The sequence below is a fragment of the Exiguobacterium sp. J17977 genome (genome assembly GCF_018616375.1).
GTDB lineage: Bacteria > Bacillota > Bacilli > Exiguobacteriales > Exiguobacteriaceae > Exiguobacterium > Exiguobacterium mexicanum.
In genome coordinates, this window is sequence record NZ_JAEQBB010000010.1 from 39,779 (window position 1) to 57,555 (window position 17,777).

Genomic DNA, 17,777 nt, shown 5'->3' on the forward strand with positions numbered 1-17,777 from the left:
ATCTTTATTTAACTCTCTCTAATCTATTTATATTTTTTTAATTCAGAAGAATATGGTTTTATCTCTTCTTCTATTATTTAAATCATGTCCAGATGTGCCACGTATTTCTTCTATAAAAAAGATCTACAAATATGTTTGACGTTCGCACCGGAACTTGTATAAATACCTATACAAAAAACACCTCTGTATACAATTCGACGTCGAAACGTATACAGAAAAAATTTAGATTCAAAAATCGTATACATATAAAAAATTACTACTGTATACATTTTTATATTGGATTTATCAGTGTCTTTGCTGTTTTTATGTTGAATGCAAAGAGTGAATATGACATGATATGAAAGAGAAAGGGGAGAGAAGATGAACATACTCACGTTTTACATATCGAAAGGTGGATCAGGCAAGACGACCTGTTCTTTGAATATGGCTTACGCGTTGGGTGAGCTGGGACAACGAGTCCTCATCATTGATTTAGATCCCCAAGGCTCGCTCAGTAAGCTGATGTTAAAAGAGTCTGACACAATCAAATATATGACGATGTTTGATGTACATACACGCAATCTCGATATCCGAGAAGTCCTGTTTGATGATGAAACGTATCACGTGAGTCTTCTCCCCTCGAATGAACGAAATGCGAGGTTGATCAATTTAATCTCTGAGCAAGATAAGCTCTTCCTATTAAAGGACATGATCGCACCGCTCGAGGATGAGTTTGATTGGATCATCTTAGATTCGGTTCCATCAATCAACGAACTCTCGAAAGTCGTGCTTTCGACGTCAAACATGACGGTCATCCCGTTCATGCCGAAAAAGCTCGTGTTCGACCAACTTGCGAGTACGGTACGGACCGTACAAAAAGTGAAAAAGTTCTATAACCCGGACCTTGTCATCACAGGTATACTTCCCGTCGCCATGGATGCTTCTTTAAAGGCAGATAAAGAGTATTATGAGGCGATGGAAGTCATCGCGAAGGAAGAGGAGTTAGACATTCTTCCGATGATCAAGCGCTCCACATTCATCGAGAAAGCTGCCGATAGTGGAAAGAGTGTCATCCAGTACCGCTCCAAGGAATCGAAGGTACTTGCTGAACCGTTTCGACTATTGGCTAAGCAAGTCGTTGAACAGGCAGGTGAGACATCATGAAGGCACGGAATCGTAACATTCATAAAATCAAGCCGAGTGAGCAGCACCCGTATCAAAGTGGTTTGACGAATATCAGCGGGCTCGTCCAAAAACTTCCGGTCTCTAAAGAAGTCGAGGACCTCGTTCATGAAATCAATGAGCTTTCAAAAGTTCAAACGATTTCTGTATTTGAGATCGGGAAGCGGCTCGTCATCGCTCGTTCTGAGATGCATGACAAAAAAGAGTGGATGGGGTTCCTCGAAGCCGTGACCATGTCGAGTTCTCTTGCCTCTCGGTACGTCAAAGCCTATGAGACGTTACATCCACTCGAATCATCACTTGCGAGCTTACCGGCTTCCAAACTGTTTGAACTGATGTATCTCGACAACGTCGAAGAGGTAGTCGAACAGGGACTCTATATTGATGGAGAGTCACGAAGCGTCGACGAGTTGACGGTCAAACAAATCCGTGAGGCCCGTAAGACCCGTGAGCCTGTGCAACAGGTCAAAGTCAGCCCGTTTCAAAAAACAAAGAAACCATCTGCCGTTCTTTCAGCACGAATCCCGTCCGAGTTGTCCGATCAGTTCCAACAATATGCACATGCCCAAAATCGGAGTGTGAGTGAACTCCTGACGGAAATCATCGAGCGGACCGTGAACGACAATATCATCGACGTCACAGACGAGAAGCGAGGAGACGAATCATGAAGAAAATCGCATTGTACAATCGAAAGGGCGGCGTCGGGAAGTCGACGACCACCATCAATTTGGCTCATGCCTATGCGCGTGACGGATTACGTGTCCTCGTCATCGACGCGGACGACCAGGCGTCTTCGACAAACGGGCTCGGTCTGACAAACGATTACGAAGGGAAAGTCTTACTCGATTGTCTACTAGAAGAAAATGATCCGTTTTATACACCAATCGAACATGTCATTGTGACATGTGAGTATGAGACAGGTACCGTCTATCTTGTGCCAACCAGACGTTCGGCTTCACCAAGTGACTTGACGAGCCAAATTGGGTACGAGTATCGACTCAGTGAAGAACTCACCAAGATTGACGAGCTGTTTGATATCTGCTTAATCGATTGCCCAGGATCGACTTCAGCGCTTAACCCGTATGCTCGCTGCGCACTCGTCGCCCAGGATCGAATCGTTATGCCTGTCCAGATGCAGAAGTTCTCGATGGACGCCGTCTACTCGGCTCCAGAAGAGCTCGAAGAGATGAAGCGCTTCCGGGAAGACATCCATATCGCAGCATTCATCCCGACGATGGTGAGCGCCCGCTCAAAAGGGGATGTCACGACAGTCGAGGAACTTGAAGAACTCGGAAAAGAAGTCGGTATTCCGGTTTTGACGACGATACCTTACGCGGTGAAGGTTCAGACACTACAACGGGAGTCTCGTCCGGTCATTGATCACAAGAGCCCAGCAACCGATGCATATCTAAAACTTGCTCAGGAGGTCCTTTCGTTATGACACGAAACCAAAAGAAACATACACCTAAAATCTCGACATTCAGTGCCAACCTTCCAGTGAATCAGGGTCAACAAGCGACGGATAGCCGTATGGAACAAGTGGAGGCCGTGAAAGAGTTCTCTGCGACGACGACCGTGTCGAACCCTTATCAGGCCCTCCCAGCGACGGGATTGTCACGTATCATTACGAAGAAGCTGCCCGAGGACATGGATGGAATCGTTCAGTATTACAACCACATCGATGCGATTCAAGCGACTAGTTTTGTCGAAAAGTGTCGTATCCTTGCTCATGCGAACAGTCTATTCCGGGATCCGGAAACAAAAAAAGAGTTCCAAAAAGAACAAGGAACGTGGAAGGACTTCTTAAATAAAATCGGGATGTCTCAGCCACAAGTCAGTCGATTCGTCTCATTTTGGAACACGTTTGGTCCGAACATTTTAGAGAAGACACTTAAGCAGGACTTTAGTGCAACAAAGCTTGCTGAGTTGTTATCGTGGCCAGAAGATCCAAAGCTCGCGTTACTTGAACATAAAAAATACTTCACACCTTCAGGAGATAAAACTGTTTATGATATGACTCGTGAAGAACTTCGTGAAGTCAAACGCATGTTGATTGAACGTGAGAAAGAACGAGTGCTTAAAGTCGATGCTCAATTGCTTAAGCCAAAGCGTGTACAGATTCGTTTTGTTGATTTGACAGATCCTATATATGTTGGATTAATACAAGTTGCTCAAAAAGAGTGTGTGTCAGAAGACGAGATTATTCGGCGTGCATTAAGCAAGTATTTAAATGAGTTATAATTAAATTGTATATATTTTACACATAGTTTACACATTAAAATATTTCGATATAGATTAAACTCTTTATAACTTTGAGTTCAATCTATAAAAACCGTAAATATATATCATTCATCATACGGATATATACGGTCAATATTATTCTAAATGTACTAGATGTGCCGCGAGCAACCTATAAGCATTGGTGTACGAGAGCAGTGATGAAAAACTCTTCAGTGTTAAAAGAGGCGCTTATCAAACTATGTAAACATATAATGTATCGAAACGACACCAAAAAATAAAATTGCTGTTTACGCAAACCTAAGCGAATGTGAAAGAGCGTTTCATCGTTCCCCTCACCTTCCCCAGCGAGAACCGACTAAGATGTGGGTGACGGACATCACCTATATTCAATAGGGTAACACGACGAAATACTTCTCCACGATTATCTACCTATTAAACAATGAGGTTTTCGCTTACAAGATACACGAGGACCAACAGACGCTTCTCGTCATCAATACGTTAAAGAAGGCGTTGAAGGTTTGAGAACATCCCAAGGGGGTTATCATACATTCTGACCAAGCAAGTGTCTATGATCCTATACCATTCAAGAGTACGTGTATAGGAACTATCTTATGAGTAACATGTACCGCGAAGGGAGGTAACTGTTGAGACAATACAGTATGCGAATCGTTATCCTTGAATTTGAAGTCTGAGGAATTCTAATACGTCAAATTCAACTCATTGGGATACAACGAGGTCTATGAAAGGGAGACACAATATTTAAATTACTACAACGAAAAACGGATTCAATAAAAATTAGGCTACCTAATACTGTTAAAATACGGTACTAGGCAGCCTAATTAAGGTGTTTTTATATGTGTCTCAAATCCCTAGGTCATTCTGATTAAGAGAGTTTTTAACCCCCAATATCAGGTCCTTCAGGCAGTTCTCCATTTATCAAGAAGTATACTACCGCTGCAGCACTACCAATAGCCCCGATAGCTACTAACTTAGGTAAAGCAAACACTAACAATGCAGCAGTACCTATAACTACAAGCCCTGTCCCAGCTGTTACAAGAAGTTCATTCCAAATAGGAGATGGTGCAGGAGATGGTGTTCCTCCTGGTTGATCATTTCTAAGAATTAGTGTGACAGTAATCTCGAGTAACATTTTATCTTTTGTCATACTAACTTCCACTTCTTCACTAAACACTTTAAGATCAATGGTTAATTCATTTCCTACAGCAGTTAAAGAAGCAGCTAAAAATCCATTATTTGCTGAAAGAGCGATGTTTTTCAAAAAATTGTCGTAATCCTCAATTTCTTGTACTGAAAGTTTAGAGGCAGTTCCTTCTAGAAGTGTCTTAGCGTCTACACTTGTTTGACCGTTCGTATTTGTTAATTGGACAAAAGAAAGTTCCGGAAGCCCTGGCATCACAACTGCTGCGTCGGCTTTTACGAATACATCGAGGTTTGGAGTTCCTAGAACTTGATATTGCTGATTAAATTTAAACTCAATATCAAATAAATTAATTGGACCTTCATGTAAAAGCGGGATTTGAGAAGCAATTTCTTTAAACTTATTATATAGTGCTGTGTATGCCATTGAATCTTCATTAGGATCAATTTCACGTGGCCCTACAGATGATTGACCGCTGTCTCTACCAGAATTAATATTATTATCGATTTCAATAAATCCATCCCCACTGCCTAGTGAGATAGTAGAAATCTGATCAAACGCCCAGTTCTTTGGAAGTGGATACCCTAAGTTTCCACTGAAGCCGTTTGACATTCCACTTACGAAACTTGTTACTGCGAATCCTCTATCAGAAACACCACTACACACACTACGAGGACCGTAAACTCCTACGCGATATCTCCCACCGAGTTCTTGTAGTTTTTGATTGATTCCTTCAAAGTGTGGAATGATATTGTCAGTGATTTGATAACCTAAAGCATCAAAATCGACTGCGAAATAGATGATAGTATCTTTTTTAAAACCATAACTGCTAGCTGCTTTATGGGCTTCTGTAGCTGCAGTCATCCCTTGAGATTTACTGAAGTCTTCAACCCGTGATCCCCGAGTTTGGAAAATTGGGAAGACAGTCATTCCAGCATCAAAAATTGTGTCCAGCTCTCCGGGTTGGATTTTTTTATTTAGTCCTCCAGGAACATTAGATAGATAACGACCGACTGTTTTATAGCCAGCATTGACTAATGTCTGAGCACGAGCTGGCGTTACTTCGGTGATACAATCAGAGGCCGTTCCTCGTCGAGTAGGGTCTCCAGAACTCACAAGTAAAGAAAGCCAAGTTTGGCGACCAACTGAGCCATTTGGTACCAATCCTACAAATTCTTGAAATTCAAATACTTTTGATTGTACTGATGAAGTAAATGAACTGCCAAACGAACCAGTATCAAAATTGTTTACATACATCGCGTATTGAAGGAATTTTACAAATACGCCAGAGTCTCCGAGCGAAAGATTTGGAAGACGATCTCTTGTTGTCGGACCGACTGAACCAGTTTGTTGATACGCAGGAATTCCTTGTTCCGTTTGAATGCCATAAATTAAAGCTCGATTAGTCCCACGCTGATAATGGCCATCTGCCGGTTGAATACCTGATGTAGTGTAATAATGGTAGTTTAAATCTCGTTGCATTTGCTGGATGCGAGGATCTCCTCCAAAAGTGAGACGATAAGCGTCCATTGTTAGGAGGGCTTTAAAAATATAATCATACACTTTTCCGTCCCGTACTGGTAATCCTGCCTCTGTTTGAAGATTCAGAATAGCTTGTTGTGTTTGCTCCGTAAATTGTCCGTTGAATGCACCAGGATTATAGCCCTTGCACCAGCATGCACCTTGCAAAATTCGAACAATTCGCTGCCCTTTAGCATCCGTTGGAACTCGTCCAAGTTCCATTTCTCCCCATTGCTTATATTGAGAAGCCGTCATAGGACCAAAACTATCACTAGGTGATGTAATACCAAGTTCAATCTGTAAAGCTCGAGTGAGGGAATACATTGTCGACCAACCCGTTTTTCCGGTTTCGGGTGCTACTGTATAGCCAGCCCGGCCTCCGTATGTGTTATTTAAATACTCTTGGACCTGTAATACCATTGGATCCATGCTAATTCCTCCTTGTAGTTGGCAACTTTTTATTTGCCTTAATGTCGTACGTCGTATTTATATCCTATAAATTTAAACTGTAAATTCTCTTGTAAGTCTTTTTAAGAAATTAAGACAGTTTTTTTCTGGAGTATTTTTAAAGCTAATTTTTTTGGTGTAAAAAAAGAGACTATATTAAAGGAAGCGTTACATATTGACGCAAAAATCTAATTTCATCACTTTTATTAAGCAGTTCTTGAGCCTTTAAATTGAAATTTATGAGGTTGATTTTGGGACTATTCTTTACATCAAATAAAAAAGCGATATAAATGATTACTACTGCGGAGATTTATCTAGTAGGAATGCAGTGGGAAATAAGAAGGAGGAAAGAGAAACCAGTGGTCTAACAAAAGATAAATCCTACTTGAAAGAATTGGACAAAGGAATGAATGTAGATAAGGAGGAATTATTATGATAGAAAAAATAGTAACGAGAATCCAAAATCCTAAAGTTGTTATTGGAGTGGTATCGGGAGTACTATTGATTTTAGTTAATTTCGAAATCATTAGTATGGATTTGTCTAACCAAATTACAGACTTAGTAAACGCTATTCTAAGCATTGGTATTTCAATTGGTATATTCGCCAATCCAGATAGTCACATTGAAAAGAAACAATATCAACAAAGCTCAGAGTAATCAAATTAAGTAATAAAAATTGACTTGTGTATCGAGCAACATGAATTCAATAGGATACGAACTATCCAAATTGGTACCACTCGTTCAATGTATGTAAAGACTTTTTAACCCGTTGAATGTGAGAGTATTATTTAATTATTTCAAAATGATGCTATTAATGAATAGTGAACTGAGCCAAAAAATAGATACTAAATCATTAAGAAAAACTGCGTCTGGTATTCTGCCAGACGCAGTTTTTTAGCCTTTTCTTTGATATATTGCTGGTCATAGAGGCTGATGTAACAAATCATCTCATTTTTGAGATGTAATAAGTTGTCGAGTGTCGAGTAGTTATCAGAACGTTCGATTTAGTATATTGCCAAAGTTTAAAATTGAGTATGTTTAGGATCACATTAACAAAGGCTCTTTCGAGTCAATAGAAAAAGATTGAAAATCACATAAGCTGAATGTAAAAAATACGGTAGAACAATATCAAGATAATTTAATTGATAGGTAAACCATATGTGCTTTTGATTAAATTGCCGATTTTATTGGGCACAGTTTAGGGTGCACTACAGTCTTTTTTTTCATATATTGAAATACGTCTAGTTGCGCACCAAGATTGGGTCTGTCTCTTAGGAGTTAACTATGCTATTCGTACTATCAGTCCCGTTCAAAGGTCTCTATCTTTTGATGAGTGGTAAATTTAGTCATAAAAAACTGCACCCTAGTGATTAGATACATCTAACCACTAGGGTGCAGTTAACGTCTTATTTACCATCTGATGATTTATTACGCTCTCGAAGAACGGCGAGCTCGACCTGTTCCTGTAAGCGGTTCTCGAACGTCTCTTTTTCACGGCGAAGAATCTGAACTTCCAAGTGAAGCTTCTGATTTACTTCCTCGAGCTGTTCACTGCGGCGCGATCGTGCCTTCAATTCGTCAACTAGGTCTATCAGGCTTTGATTCTGACGATTAATTTGGCTCCGCTCTTGCTCGAGCGTCTTCAGTTCACCCTCTAGATGAAAAACTGTTCTCTTCTGATTTTTTAACTCTTCTTTATATGAGTTTATCTCTGTATCCAACGTTTCTTCAGCGATTTTTTTCTCAGTGATCAGTTGGCTGATTTGATCTTGTAATTGAGTGAGTTCATTTTCATGTGACGTTGCTTTTTGTTCATACTCTTCTTTGAGTCGTTCAGCTTCTATAATCACGCTTTGTTCAAGCGCTTGAACTGTATTTTTATAGCGAGCGTTGACCCGATCATGTTCTTTTTGTTGAGATTCAAGTCTTGTGGCTCGTTCATAAAATAGTGCAAGGACTTGGTTCAATGCTGCTTCAAGCGCAGCGTTCTCTTCCACGATTAAGGAATCAGGTGCTTGTTGGTCGGCCAATGTAATCAATTGTTCGAACAGTTGATTTGTCGACAGCTGTCGTTGTTCCGCTAGGCGTTGGATGTGTTCTTTGACCTCTTGAGAGACACGGAACGATGTCACTTTGATTTCGTTTGATTGCATCAATATCACCACTTTACGTTTTTATGTATACAAGAATTAGAGATGTCGGATTGATCTTCTTTTATCTTCCTGTACTTTTAAATTAAACACAAGATATGAAGAACAAAGTGATTTAGGAGTGTATACATTTCGGCGTCGAAATGTATACACGTGTTTAAAAATTTATCTTTGTCAAAGATATCATCATTTTTCACAGCATATAATTATAAATTGAGTGTCTTAAATAAGCAGATCTCTTTATCGAGCTTAATGGTTGAATGGAACTCGATTAAAGTTATAAAGATTCAGTTCAGTTTATCAAGTTGAGCATTTTCTAGTTCAAATTTGTCTTGTTTTCTGCTTTTAAGATATTTTTAATTCAGGAAAAAGTATTAGATTAAAGTTTTGGTGAAACGAAATTAACTTTATAGACTCAATACAGATTTATGCCGCTAAATAAGTTGTCAGATAGGATAATAAACTTTTCTTTTCTAAGGATATCTTACAGCGGATAGATCTAAAAGATTTTTATGTGTATATAAATTATAACTCAGCGAAATACTTATTAAAGTCATAGGAAATCACTTCATTTTTATGAATTATTGGAACTATTAATTCGTTAAGTCGGTTTTTATTAACTAAATAATTGAAAGCGTATTGATTAGCTTCGTATTCAAATTGATTTTGTTTGTATGAGGTCTGATTGTATATTTCATAAGTTAATCCATCATTCTTAATTTGCTTTACATGGACTAATTCGTGGACAAGTACATACTTAATAAAAACTTCTAAAAATTGTGAAGCGATACTTGAGTATATAACTTTTGAAAATAAATAATTTGCTTTCTCACTAATGGCTGTTTTGTAAAATATTAGTTCTGACTTATCATCGAACATGTTACAAGAAGCTAAAGTATTAAATTCAATATAGCCATTTTCTGTGTACTTATAATCCATAATGTTCACTTCAAAATCTAAAATGAATATTCCGAGATGACATTTAGCATCAATGTACCAACTAGTGTCAAGTAGTTGATTTAGGATCTGCTCTACTGAATCGGAAGTTGAGTTAAAGTATTGAATGGGTATATGAATCACCTAAATTCTATAAAGTATCATTTCTTAAATTAAAAATTTGATTTGATATTAATATACTATAAAAAATATTATACTATGAACTAGATTAGTATTCATATTCAGAACAAATTAAGGAGATGAAGAATACCTACAGATAAAATAGTGCGGTGGGGTATACCTGGTTGAATCTTAATGACCTGGATATTCATATTGAATTTTGAAGTGGTTATTAGTTTTTTAACAAATGAAGCATTGAAGTCATTGAGCTTAACAGCAGTTTTTTGCAGGTATTGGTGTTCCGATAGATTACATAATCCATGAATTATACTTTTCCTTTTCTTGATCAATTCGAAAATTGAAGTTGACTGACATTACTGAGAAAATTGAGAATTTTCCTAAACCGCTTAACTGGGAAGCTTTAGATAATAAAGAAAAATACTATTATATAGAATTTCTTTGGAACAAGTGTTTAAACGAGTTAGAGAATGAAGGATATCGTGACTTTTTAAAGGTACGTTATAGGGATCGTTTAACGTTGATTCATAGTTTGGGGACATTATTTACTAGTATAATTCTAGCTACTATATTCACAATAGTTATATGTCTTTCATCCCACATATCCTTTATTTACATTCTAATAGTTACCTTACTTCAAAGTTTGTTTGCTTTCACTATTATTCAAAACTATAGATATCATTCAAAACAGTTAAAGAGTTACCAAGGTTATTATTTAAATGATTTACTCAATAAAGAGGCTAAGATATAATTATAAATTTTTCAGTTTTCAAAAGGGGGTCCTTTCACCGAGATTCGGTAAAAGGACCCCCTTCGTAATTCAATCAACGCCTATGGAATGGAAATCCCCAAGTTCATAGATTCGAGGGTGAAGTAGACTCGCGTTTTTTCACGTTTGGTTCTGCTGATCCAAAAATGGGTGAAAACTAAGCTGGTCTTCTGATATCTAATAAAAGGTTATACGTCCGTCTGGCGGTGTTTTTATCTATATTCTTTTAATCTTCTCAAGACTCTTTCTTTGTTCATAGGTCGCGATGTTGAGGGGTTAACACGTTTCCGACAATGACGACATAATTGTTACTCGTCAGTCATGATCTGACTCTTCAGAAAGCTTATAACATCCTGGGATGAACTCATAATCCATTTGTAACTATTCTAGATCGATCTATTGGAGGAGACTCGGGTCGTAAAGGTCAAGACTATTCTGTAGGTGTTTTGTTTAACTTCAAATCATTTATAGGTAATTAACACTTTTGATTGTTAGGACGCTAATTTTTAAAAGAGTACACCAAAAGTATTTCAGTTTACTTTTCCAATAAGGTACAAATCAATCTACCATACTATTGAAGATATTTAAAAGAAATTCGATTATAATTTTAGACGTGATATGCTTGTTCAATTCCGTTTTATAGTAGTCCGATTTTTTCACGTAAGAAAAACAGCTTAGATGAGTAGGCGTAACAAAATATGAAGTGCGTAAAAGGGAGGGAAACAGGAATATTTACAGACCCATGGCCAACTGTTCGTCAATACGTAGACAAGTATAAAAAGCGGAATATAAGGGTTTCAATGCGTTTGAAGAGGCGAAAAACTTCAGGAGAACAAAGATTGAATGAAAGAACAATCCTTTAGTAAAATTTAAAAAGGGGAACGGATATGTTAAATTTCCTAAAGTTTTTTTTTATGAGTGTAAGACATATTGAATTATTTCTTTCAGAAAAAATATATAAAGAGATGACAGGATTAAATTTATTGATGACAGTAGCTGTTATCGTAGCTATCTCCATTTATTCATTGACTGAAGCAATCCCTGATATATTTGTAAGCATCTTCATTATTATTATGGCAATAATTGTCTTTTTAGGAACGATACAAACTAAAATTTTAAATCAATACAGTTTGAGAGATCTCTTTAAGCATTTTTCATTTAAGTCTTACATATTGTGTTTGATTTTTATGAGTTTTGTTATATATATAGCCACAATGGGCCTCGCGTTTGCCATTTTTGTGGTCACTGGAGAGATAATTGCTCCTCAATCTATTGATGGAATAACTGTTACATTTCTTATCATTGTTTGTATTGAATCCGTCTTATGGTTCTCCTTTCACATTATCTCCGATAAAGTACCTCTACAAGATATAAAAGTTAAAATAGCACAATACTCTGCTGTTTTTGCCACGCTCCTTTTAGGTGGAGAACTGATCTATGGTGAAGGGTTCCTTAAATTACCAATAGGTTTCATTGTTTTAAGCTATCTTTGGATTACATACATAGTGGAGTTAAAAGTACGTGAACAAGAAAACATGAAGTTAAACAGACATCATTCAGCATAAATAAAATAGATTGTAGCTTGGGAAACTAAAAGTTTGATTAGATTAATGATGCTATTATAAAGGTTAATCATAATACTGATTTGTTTTATGCAAAGTATTAGTATAGAAAAGTTCATGCTAATGAATGTTACAAATTGCTCAATAAAGATTTCAGTATATAAAAGTGAGAATTATGAACTGAAAAAGTTCTTTCATTTTTAGTTATCAATTTATGAAATGAGGACCTTCATGACTATCGAAGAAATTCAACGAATAGCTAAAGCCCTGAAAACAAAGTTTAAGGAAATGCAACCATACATTGAACCTGGTAAAAAAATCACTAAACAAATCAATATGTCGATTGTTAAGGGTACTAGTGATATTGATTTTTCACGTTTAGATGAAGTTATAAATGAAGCTCATGAAAAGGTGAAAGACAGAACAGAGCAGATGATCGAAAATAATATTTTTCCTAACATAGATATTTTAGATTCTATCTCCTTTGCGGAAATGGATGAAAATTTTTCATCTTCATGGGTTTTAAAATGGATGGAAGAACATTTAGAATCGAAGATCGATATATTGGTTAAAGACAAAAGTTGTTTCGGGAGCACCACCATTCTTCTTCATCAATCGTTCAATGCCTATAAAAGAGGGGATTTTATTCTTGGATTCATGGCTTTGTATCCAGTAATCGATACATTTGTTAGTCATTGGCACGAAAGTAAGGATGGGAGAGTCCAAATACAGGGAGATAAAATTAAATCCCTTCAGTATGTGGACAAAAAGAAGATGATTGAGAGGCAGAAAACATTTAGAGACAGTCTAGATCCGCTTGAGGGGTTTGCCTTTCATTTGCTTTTCGTTTCTCATGCCCTTAGTGCCTTCCCAGATATGTACAGTGAGAGGGGGCATCGGGGATTTAAGAGACATCACACCATGCATGGCAGTTTGAACTATTCACTTGTTAAAAAAGAAGACTATGTAAAATTATTCTTTTATTTATACTCCCTATACCAAGTAACAATTTTTTCGTTAGATGATAATTCTTTAATACGTGCAATCGAGCATAAATAACGAAATTACGACTAACTCGTCATGAAATGATAACAAGACAATTAATAAATAAAAAAGTAGAGATTATATGTATCATGTAGGTGAAAAGATTTTGCTGACTTTCCGAGTCTGAAAAACAGATGAAGGTCCTTTCGCTAGTCTCATTATCGAAGAGGTAAAGTTTTGGCATGAAGGCATGGGCACATTACTTATCGAAGACGATACATGATACATAAAAATATATTGATTAGAATTGGGAGTGATTAGATGTCTCTGATGCTTTCTGCTGTTCGTGTTCGTAATTTTAGATCTTTAGCGTTTGCTGATTTTTCTTGTAACTCTTCTTCCGGTACTGTATTAATTGGGGCCAACAACGTTGGTAAAACAGCTTTTTTGTCTGCTCTAAGGTTAGTTTTCGATCCTAGATTTCCTGTTTCTTCTGAAGATGTTTATCGTGCTCCAGGTGACCTTGATGCAGAGATGGAATCTAGAGAGGCCATCGTTGATGTTTTAATTACCCCTACTAACTTGTCGGAGGATGGAGCATTAGAGTTTACACCAGAGTGGCAATTACATTTTGGAAGGTTTATTTCTTTAGATGAAAATTCAAATCAATCTGTTTCGATTCGAGCGAAAATTGTTTTCAATCGTTCTAAGGGTGAGTATGAAGTAGAGAGAAGAATTCTTTTAGATTGGCCGGATTCAAAAAATCTTAATGATTATGTAGATTATAATAAAATTTTACCTAGAGAATCTTTTTTCGAACCATTACCGGTTTTTTATCTGGATGCAAGAAGAGATATAGTTGCTGACATGAGAGATAAGTTTTCTTATTTCGCAAGGTTAGTTAAAGATATAAAAATTGATCAGTCTTTAGTGTTAGATTTTGAAAAAGAACTGGAAAGTATTAATTCTAAAATAGTTGATGAAAGTGATATTCTTAAACATTTAACAGATAAGTTGGGAATGATTTCTAAAACTTTGGATAGTGAAGATTCAAAAATTTTGATTCATCCGGTTACTCAAAAATTGAGTGAGTTAGGAAAAAATCTTACTATTAACTTTCAGGATGAGCACTCAGATGCTTTTTCAATGAGTAACCATGGTATGGGTACAAGAAGTTGGATTACCTTTTTAACACTTTTTTCATATGTTGATTGGCAAATCGGTCTTAGACAACAAGCAGATAAATGTTATTATCCGATTGTGTTATTAGAAGAACCAGAAGCCCATTTGCATCCCAATTCACAAAGAAATATTTATAAACAAATGAAGTCATTAAGCGGACAAATTTTTGTTAGTACACACTCGCCTAGTATAGTTTCTCAGACTGATTTAATTGAGATTCTTTTTTTAACTAAAAAATATGGTAAGACTACAGTGAAGAGTGTAAATGATAATTTAATGGGAGACGAATTAAGAAAAATCAAACAAGAAATTCTTAAGTCCAGAGGAGAACTGTTATTTTCTGAAGCACTTATTTTATGTGAAGGAGAAACAGAAGAACAATCTATCCCTACATTCTTTAAAGAAAAATTTAAAAAAGAGATTTATGAATGTGGTTTTAATGTTATATCAGTAAATGGATATGGAAAATATAAGCCTTTTTTGAAATTTGCAAAAGTATTTGATATACCTGTTTATATTTTTAGTGACGGAGAAAAAATAGTAAAGGAATCTATAGAGAACGTTATTGAAGAAGTGTTTGGAGAGTCGTCTGATGATCAAAAAGATAAAACAGTTTTTCTTCCTATGGGAGACAATTTTGAAAGGTATTTAGTTTCGGAGAACTATGACAAAGAATTAGTTCAAGCTCTTGAAGCGGAATTAGGTGAAGGAGTAATTGAAAATTATATTAAAACTAAAAACGGTACTTTTATTAAAAGGAAGCCAACCAAAGATACTTGTTCATGTTGCGGACAAAAAATTTTTTCGGATAGAGTAAGAGATTATCCAGAGAACGATGCTGGTTATAAAAAAGCTTTATTGGATTGTTTAAAAGATAACAAAACAGCGTATTCATTTACTATCGCGGATAATATTATTTTAAAAAACAAAGATACAGGACGTGCTATTCCTAATAAACTACTAGAGCTGTTTGTGATAATAAACAATCATCATGAAATTCTTAAGGAGAAAATATGAAACTTACTAAAAATCAAGTAGATATAGTGAACTTTGAAAAAGGCTCCTTACTGGTTACTGCTGGTCCTGGAAGCGGTAAAACTAGAGTGCTAATTGAAAGGACCGCTCGATTAGTAAGTGAAACACAATCGAGTGTATTGGCATTGACTTTTAGTAACAAAGCAGCCGAAGAAATTCTAGAAAGGTTAGAACTTAGATTGGATGAAGAAGAAATGGAGAATGTAAGCATTGGTACCATTCATTCATTTTGTTTAGATGTAGTGCTTACAAGAGGAAAAATGATAGGCTTACCTACAAATCTAACTGTTATTGAGAATGATAAAGACAAGATTGAAATAATGAAAAAAGTGTTATCTGATGCAGAAATTTCTAAAATGAAAAAATATAATGTTCAAGAACTTCTGTCTGAAATATCTCGTTTTAAACAACACTTATTTAAACAAGGATTAGGGGAAGAGGATATCAGTTTAGAAGAAGATTTTATGACCATCTTTGAGGCTTATAACAATCTTTTAATTGAACATCACTTAATAGATTACGATGATATTTTGTTCTATGCGTATAAATTGTTAACGGAAAAACCTCAAATCGTTAAACTATACTCTCAATTGTATAAGCATGTTTTTGTTGATGAGGCTCAAGACTTAAATTTAAGTCAGTACCTAATAATAAAAGCTTTGTGTTCAAACCATAAAAATTTAATGATGATTGGCGACGAAAATCAATCAATTTATGGTTTTAACGGTTCAGATAGTAAATATATGTCTCATTTTTTTGTAATAGATTTTTCTCCAGAAATCAAAAAATTAAGTGAAAACTTTCGCTCTACAAAAAAAATCATTAATGCAGCTAAAAGTCTTATAAACACCGTGGATGGAGATGTGGTTTACCCTATAGAAGGCGATTTGCAGATACAGAAGTTTGATAATGGTTTTTTTGAAGCGGAATGGATTGCTGATCAAATCATTAATGAAGTATCTGACGGTAATAAATGGATTGAAGAAAAAGTAAGGTTTGATAATATAGCAGTTATTGCAAGAAATCGTTATATTCTAAAACCATTAGAGGAAGCATTGAAGATAAGAAAGATCCCGTACAATTTTAGAATGCCCAATAAACCTATAGAAAGTTTAACGCTTGAAGGTAAAGCATTTGAGAACGGTATCAAACTTCTAGTGAACCCTAAAGATCAAATGACTCAAAGCAAACTAACTCCTTTGTTCATAGAAGGTTTTGATGATAATGAACAAAGGAGTGAAATTACTAAACTGCCTTTTCGTGATTTACCCACCTATAAACTAGAAGTTCTTCAAGAAATTCAATTAGCATGGGAACGAATTATGATGGACATTTCCTCCTTCCCAAATGCTATAAAAAAAATCACTTCCGTTGTTCGGACTATGGAACCAGAAATCAATGATATCGACTTTAACATTTGGAAAGAACAACTAATGAATGACATGGATGTTTGGACAAATCATTGGGATAAATATTGTCGAATGACTTCCGTTGACCAAAGAAATTTAGCACATTTTAAGCATCAAATTTCTTTGGGAAGGACATCAAATTTCAATTCAGAAGGTGTGACACTCTCAACAGTTCACATGACTAAAGGATTAGAATACGATATGGTTTTTATAATGGGTTTATGTGAGGGTGTTTTTCCAGACTATAGAGCAAAAACCCCTCAAGATATGAGTGAAGAATTAAACAATATGTTCGTTGCTATTACTAGAGCAAAAAGAGTTTGCTATCTAACATATCCAGAATCGCGAATGATGCCATGGGGTGATGTGAAAAAACAATCTCGTTCAAGGTTTTTAACGCGAATTCAAAATGCAATATAATAGTTTAACCACTAGATGATATTTTATAATCATCTAGTGGTTTTTAAGTATTTATAAAAAGTAGATCTTGAAATATCTAGAGTTTTTGTAATGTCATCTACCGTCATCTTGGCCTCATACATCATCATGGCTCTGGTCATGACTTGTTCATCGATTGGTTTTCTTCCACCCATTCTCCCCCGGGTCCGGGCAGCTTGAAGTCCAGCGTTCGCGAATCAATTCACGTTCCATCTCTGCCAACCCAGCCATCATGGTGAAGAATAGTCGGCCAGCAGCAGTAGAAGTGTCTACACCGAGTGTGATGATTTGAAGATTGATTCCGCAATCTTTCAAGTCATCAATCAATTCTAGAAGCTTCTTCGTTGTTCTCCCTAACCGATCTAGCTTCTAGACGACTAGCGTATCACCTTCTCGTAAATAATCTAAGCACTTCTCAAATTCTGGTCTCTTGTTAACACTGGATGTCTTCTCTTGAAAGATTTTAGTACAACCGGATTTTTTTAGTTCATCTAGTTGGTAGTCCAAGTTCTGATCAAGGGTTGATACTCGTGCATATCCAATTCTCGTCATGAAGTACCTCCATTTGTTTGTTTACTCATTAAGTATAACGGAAAACGAACATTGATAAAAAGATGGGTTAATGGACAAATTAGATAAAATGAA

Annotated in this window: 13 protein-coding genes and 1 pseudogene; 10 read left to right on the plus strand and 4 right to left on the minus strand. The window is 36.2% G+C overall.

What is annotated here, in order from left to right; genetic code table 11:
- The first annotated feature begins 360 nt into the window (after positions 1-360).
- Genes KNO58_RS14380 through KNO58_RS14395 form a run of 4 tightly spaced genes read left to right on the plus strand, consistent with a single transcriptional unit; the run spans position 361 to position 3,402 of the window.
- A complete protein-coding gene (locus KNO58_RS14380; RefSeq protein WP_214755007.1) occupies positions 361-1,143 on the plus strand; it encodes a ParA family protein in 783 nt (260 codons plus the stop codon).
- Positions 1,140-1,829: a hypothetical protein gene (locus tag KNO58_RS14385; RefSeq protein ID WP_214755010.1), complete on the plus strand. Its 690-nt coding sequence runs from the start codon at positions 1,140-1,142 to the stop codon at positions 1,827-1,829. The genes KNO58_RS14380 and KNO58_RS14385 overlap by 4 nt, the downstream gene beginning before the upstream one ends.
- Positions 1,826-2,602 (plus strand): ParA family protein, encoded by a 777-nt coding sequence (locus tag KNO58_RS14390; protein ID WP_214755012.1) that lies wholly within the window; start codon positions 1,826-1,828, stop codon positions 2,600-2,602. Before KNO58_RS14385 ends, KNO58_RS14390 begins: the two co-directional genes overlap by 4 nt.
- Entirely contained in the window at positions 2,599-3,402 is an 804-nt protein-coding gene (locus KNO58_RS14395; protein ID WP_214755014.1) for a hypothetical protein, read from the plus strand. The genes KNO58_RS14390 and KNO58_RS14395 overlap by 4 nt, the downstream gene beginning before the upstream one ends.
- 895 nt (positions 3,403-4,297) lie before the next feature.
- Here KNO58_RS14395 and KNO58_RS14400 read toward each other — a convergent pair.
- Entirely contained in the window at positions 4,298-6,511 is a 2,214-nt protein-coding gene (locus KNO58_RS14400) for a glycoside hydrolase domain-containing protein (RefSeq protein ID WP_214755016.1), read from the minus strand.
- A 450-nt stretch (positions 6,512-6,961) separates the two neighbouring features.
- Between KNO58_RS14400 and KNO58_RS14405 the strand changes: the two genes are divergently transcribed.
- Positions 6,962-7,186 carry a hypothetical protein gene (locus KNO58_RS14405; RefSeq protein WP_214755018.1) on the plus strand — a complete coding sequence of 75 codons (225 nt, stop codon included), beginning with the start codon at positions 6,962-6,964 and terminating at the stop codon, positions 7,184-7,186.
- A 749-nt stretch (positions 7,187-7,935) separates the two neighbouring features.
- On the opposite strand, the gene KNO58_RS14410 is transcribed toward KNO58_RS14405, so the two are convergent.
- Together KNO58_RS14410 and KNO58_RS14415 are read right to left on the minus strand one after the other, a co-directional pair.
- Positions 7,936-8,682 (minus strand): coiled-coil domain-containing protein, encoded by a 747-nt coding sequence (locus tag KNO58_RS14410; protein ID WP_214755020.1) that lies wholly within the window; start codon positions 8,680-8,682, stop codon positions 7,936-7,938.
- 522 nt (positions 8,683-9,204) lie between these two features.
- The gene (locus KNO58_RS14415) at positions 9,205-9,618 is read right to left on the minus strand and encodes a hypothetical protein (RefSeq protein WP_214755022.1); all 414 of its coding nucleotides are present in this window, start codon (positions 9,616-9,618) and stop codon (positions 9,205-9,207) included.
- A 481-nt stretch (positions 9,619-10,099) separates the two neighbouring features.
- Between KNO58_RS14415 and KNO58_RS15495 the strand changes: the two genes are divergently transcribed.
- The 5 genes from KNO58_RS15495 to KNO58_RS14435 all read left to right on the plus strand — a co-directional run bounded on the left by KNO58_RS15495 (position 10,100) and on the right by KNO58_RS14435 (position 17,114).
- Positions 10,100-10,504, plus strand: a complete 405-nt coding sequence (locus KNO58_RS15495) for a BA5345 family protein (RefSeq protein ID WP_483297509.1) — start codon at positions 10,100-10,102, stop codon at positions 10,502-10,504.
- A 905-nt stretch (positions 10,505-11,409) separates the two neighbouring features.
- A complete protein-coding gene (locus tag KNO58_RS14420; protein WP_214755024.1) occupies positions 11,410-12,087 on the plus strand; it encodes a hypothetical protein in 678 nt (225 codons plus the stop codon).
- Positions 12,088-12,315: 228 nt separating this feature from the next.
- Positions 12,316-13,143, plus strand: a complete 828-nt coding sequence (locus KNO58_RS14425; protein ID WP_214755026.1) for a hypothetical protein — start codon at positions 12,316-12,318, stop codon at positions 13,141-13,143.
- A 246-nt stretch (positions 13,144-13,389) separates the two neighbouring features.
- Entirely contained in the window at positions 13,390-15,267 is a 1,878-nt protein-coding gene (locus KNO58_RS14430; RefSeq protein WP_214755028.1) for an ATP-dependent nuclease, read from the plus strand.
- On the plus strand, positions 15,264-17,114 hold the full coding sequence (locus KNO58_RS14435; protein WP_214755030.1) for an ATP-dependent helicase: 1,851 nt from the start codon (positions 15,264-15,266) through the stop codon (positions 17,112-17,114). The genes KNO58_RS14430 and KNO58_RS14435 overlap by 4 nt, the downstream gene beginning before the upstream one ends.
- A 29-nt stretch (positions 17,115-17,143) precedes the next feature.
- Here KNO58_RS14435 and KNO58_RS14440 read toward each other — a convergent pair.
- A pseudogene (locus KNO58_RS14440) lies at positions 17,144-17,684 on the minus strand (recombinase family protein).
- Between the last annotated feature and the right edge of the window lie 93 nt (positions 17,685-17,777).

What these genes read in the sequence shown, in the direction of transcription:
- KNO58_RS14390 (WP_214755012.1), top strand. Translation starts at nt 1,826, where the DNA reads ATGAAGAAAATCGCATTGTACAATCGAAAGGGCGGCGTCGGGAAGTCG.
- KNO58_RS14385 (WP_214755010.1), top strand. Translation starts at nt 1,140, where the DNA reads ATGAAGGCACGGAATCGTAACATTCATAAAATCAAGCCGAGTGAGCAG.
- KNO58_RS14420 (WP_214755024.1), top strand. Translation starts at nt 11,410, where the DNA reads ATGTTAAATTTCCTAAAGTTTTTTTTTATGAGTGTAAGACATATTGAA.
- KNO58_RS14410 (WP_214755020.1), bottom strand. Translation starts at nt 8,682, where the DNA reads ATGCAATCAAACGAAATCAAAGTGACATCGTTCCGTGTCTCTCAAGAG.
- KNO58_RS14400 (WP_214755016.1), bottom strand. Translation starts at nt 6,511, where the DNA reads ATGGATCCAATGGTATTACAGGTCCAAGAGTATTTAAATAACACATAC.
- KNO58_RS14405 (WP_214755018.1), top strand. Translation starts at nt 6,962, where the DNA reads ATGATAGAAAAAATAGTAACGAGAATCCAAAATCCTAAAGTTGTTATT.
- KNO58_RS14425 (WP_214755026.1), top strand. Translation starts at nt 12,316, where the DNA reads ATGACTATCGAAGAAATTCAACGAATAGCTAAAGCCCTGAAAACAAAG.
- KNO58_RS14430 (WP_214755028.1), top strand. Translation starts at nt 13,390, where the DNA reads ATGTCTCTGATGCTTTCTGCTGTTCGTGTTCGTAATTTTAGATCTTTA.
- KNO58_RS14395 (WP_214755014.1), top strand. Translation starts at nt 2,599, where the DNA reads ATGACACGAAACCAAAAGAAACATACACCTAAAATCTCGACATTCAGT.
- KNO58_RS14380 (WP_214755007.1), top strand. Translation starts at nt 361, where the DNA reads ATGAACATACTCACGTTTTACATATCGAAAGGTGGATCAGGCAAGACG.
- KNO58_RS14415 (WP_214755022.1), bottom strand. Translation starts at nt 9,618, where the DNA reads ATGGATTATAAGTACACAGAAAATGGCTATATTGAATTTAATACTTTA.
- KNO58_RS14435 (WP_214755030.1), top strand. Translation starts at nt 15,264, where the DNA reads ATGAAACTTACTAAAAATCAAGTAGATATAGTGAACTTTGAAAAAGGC.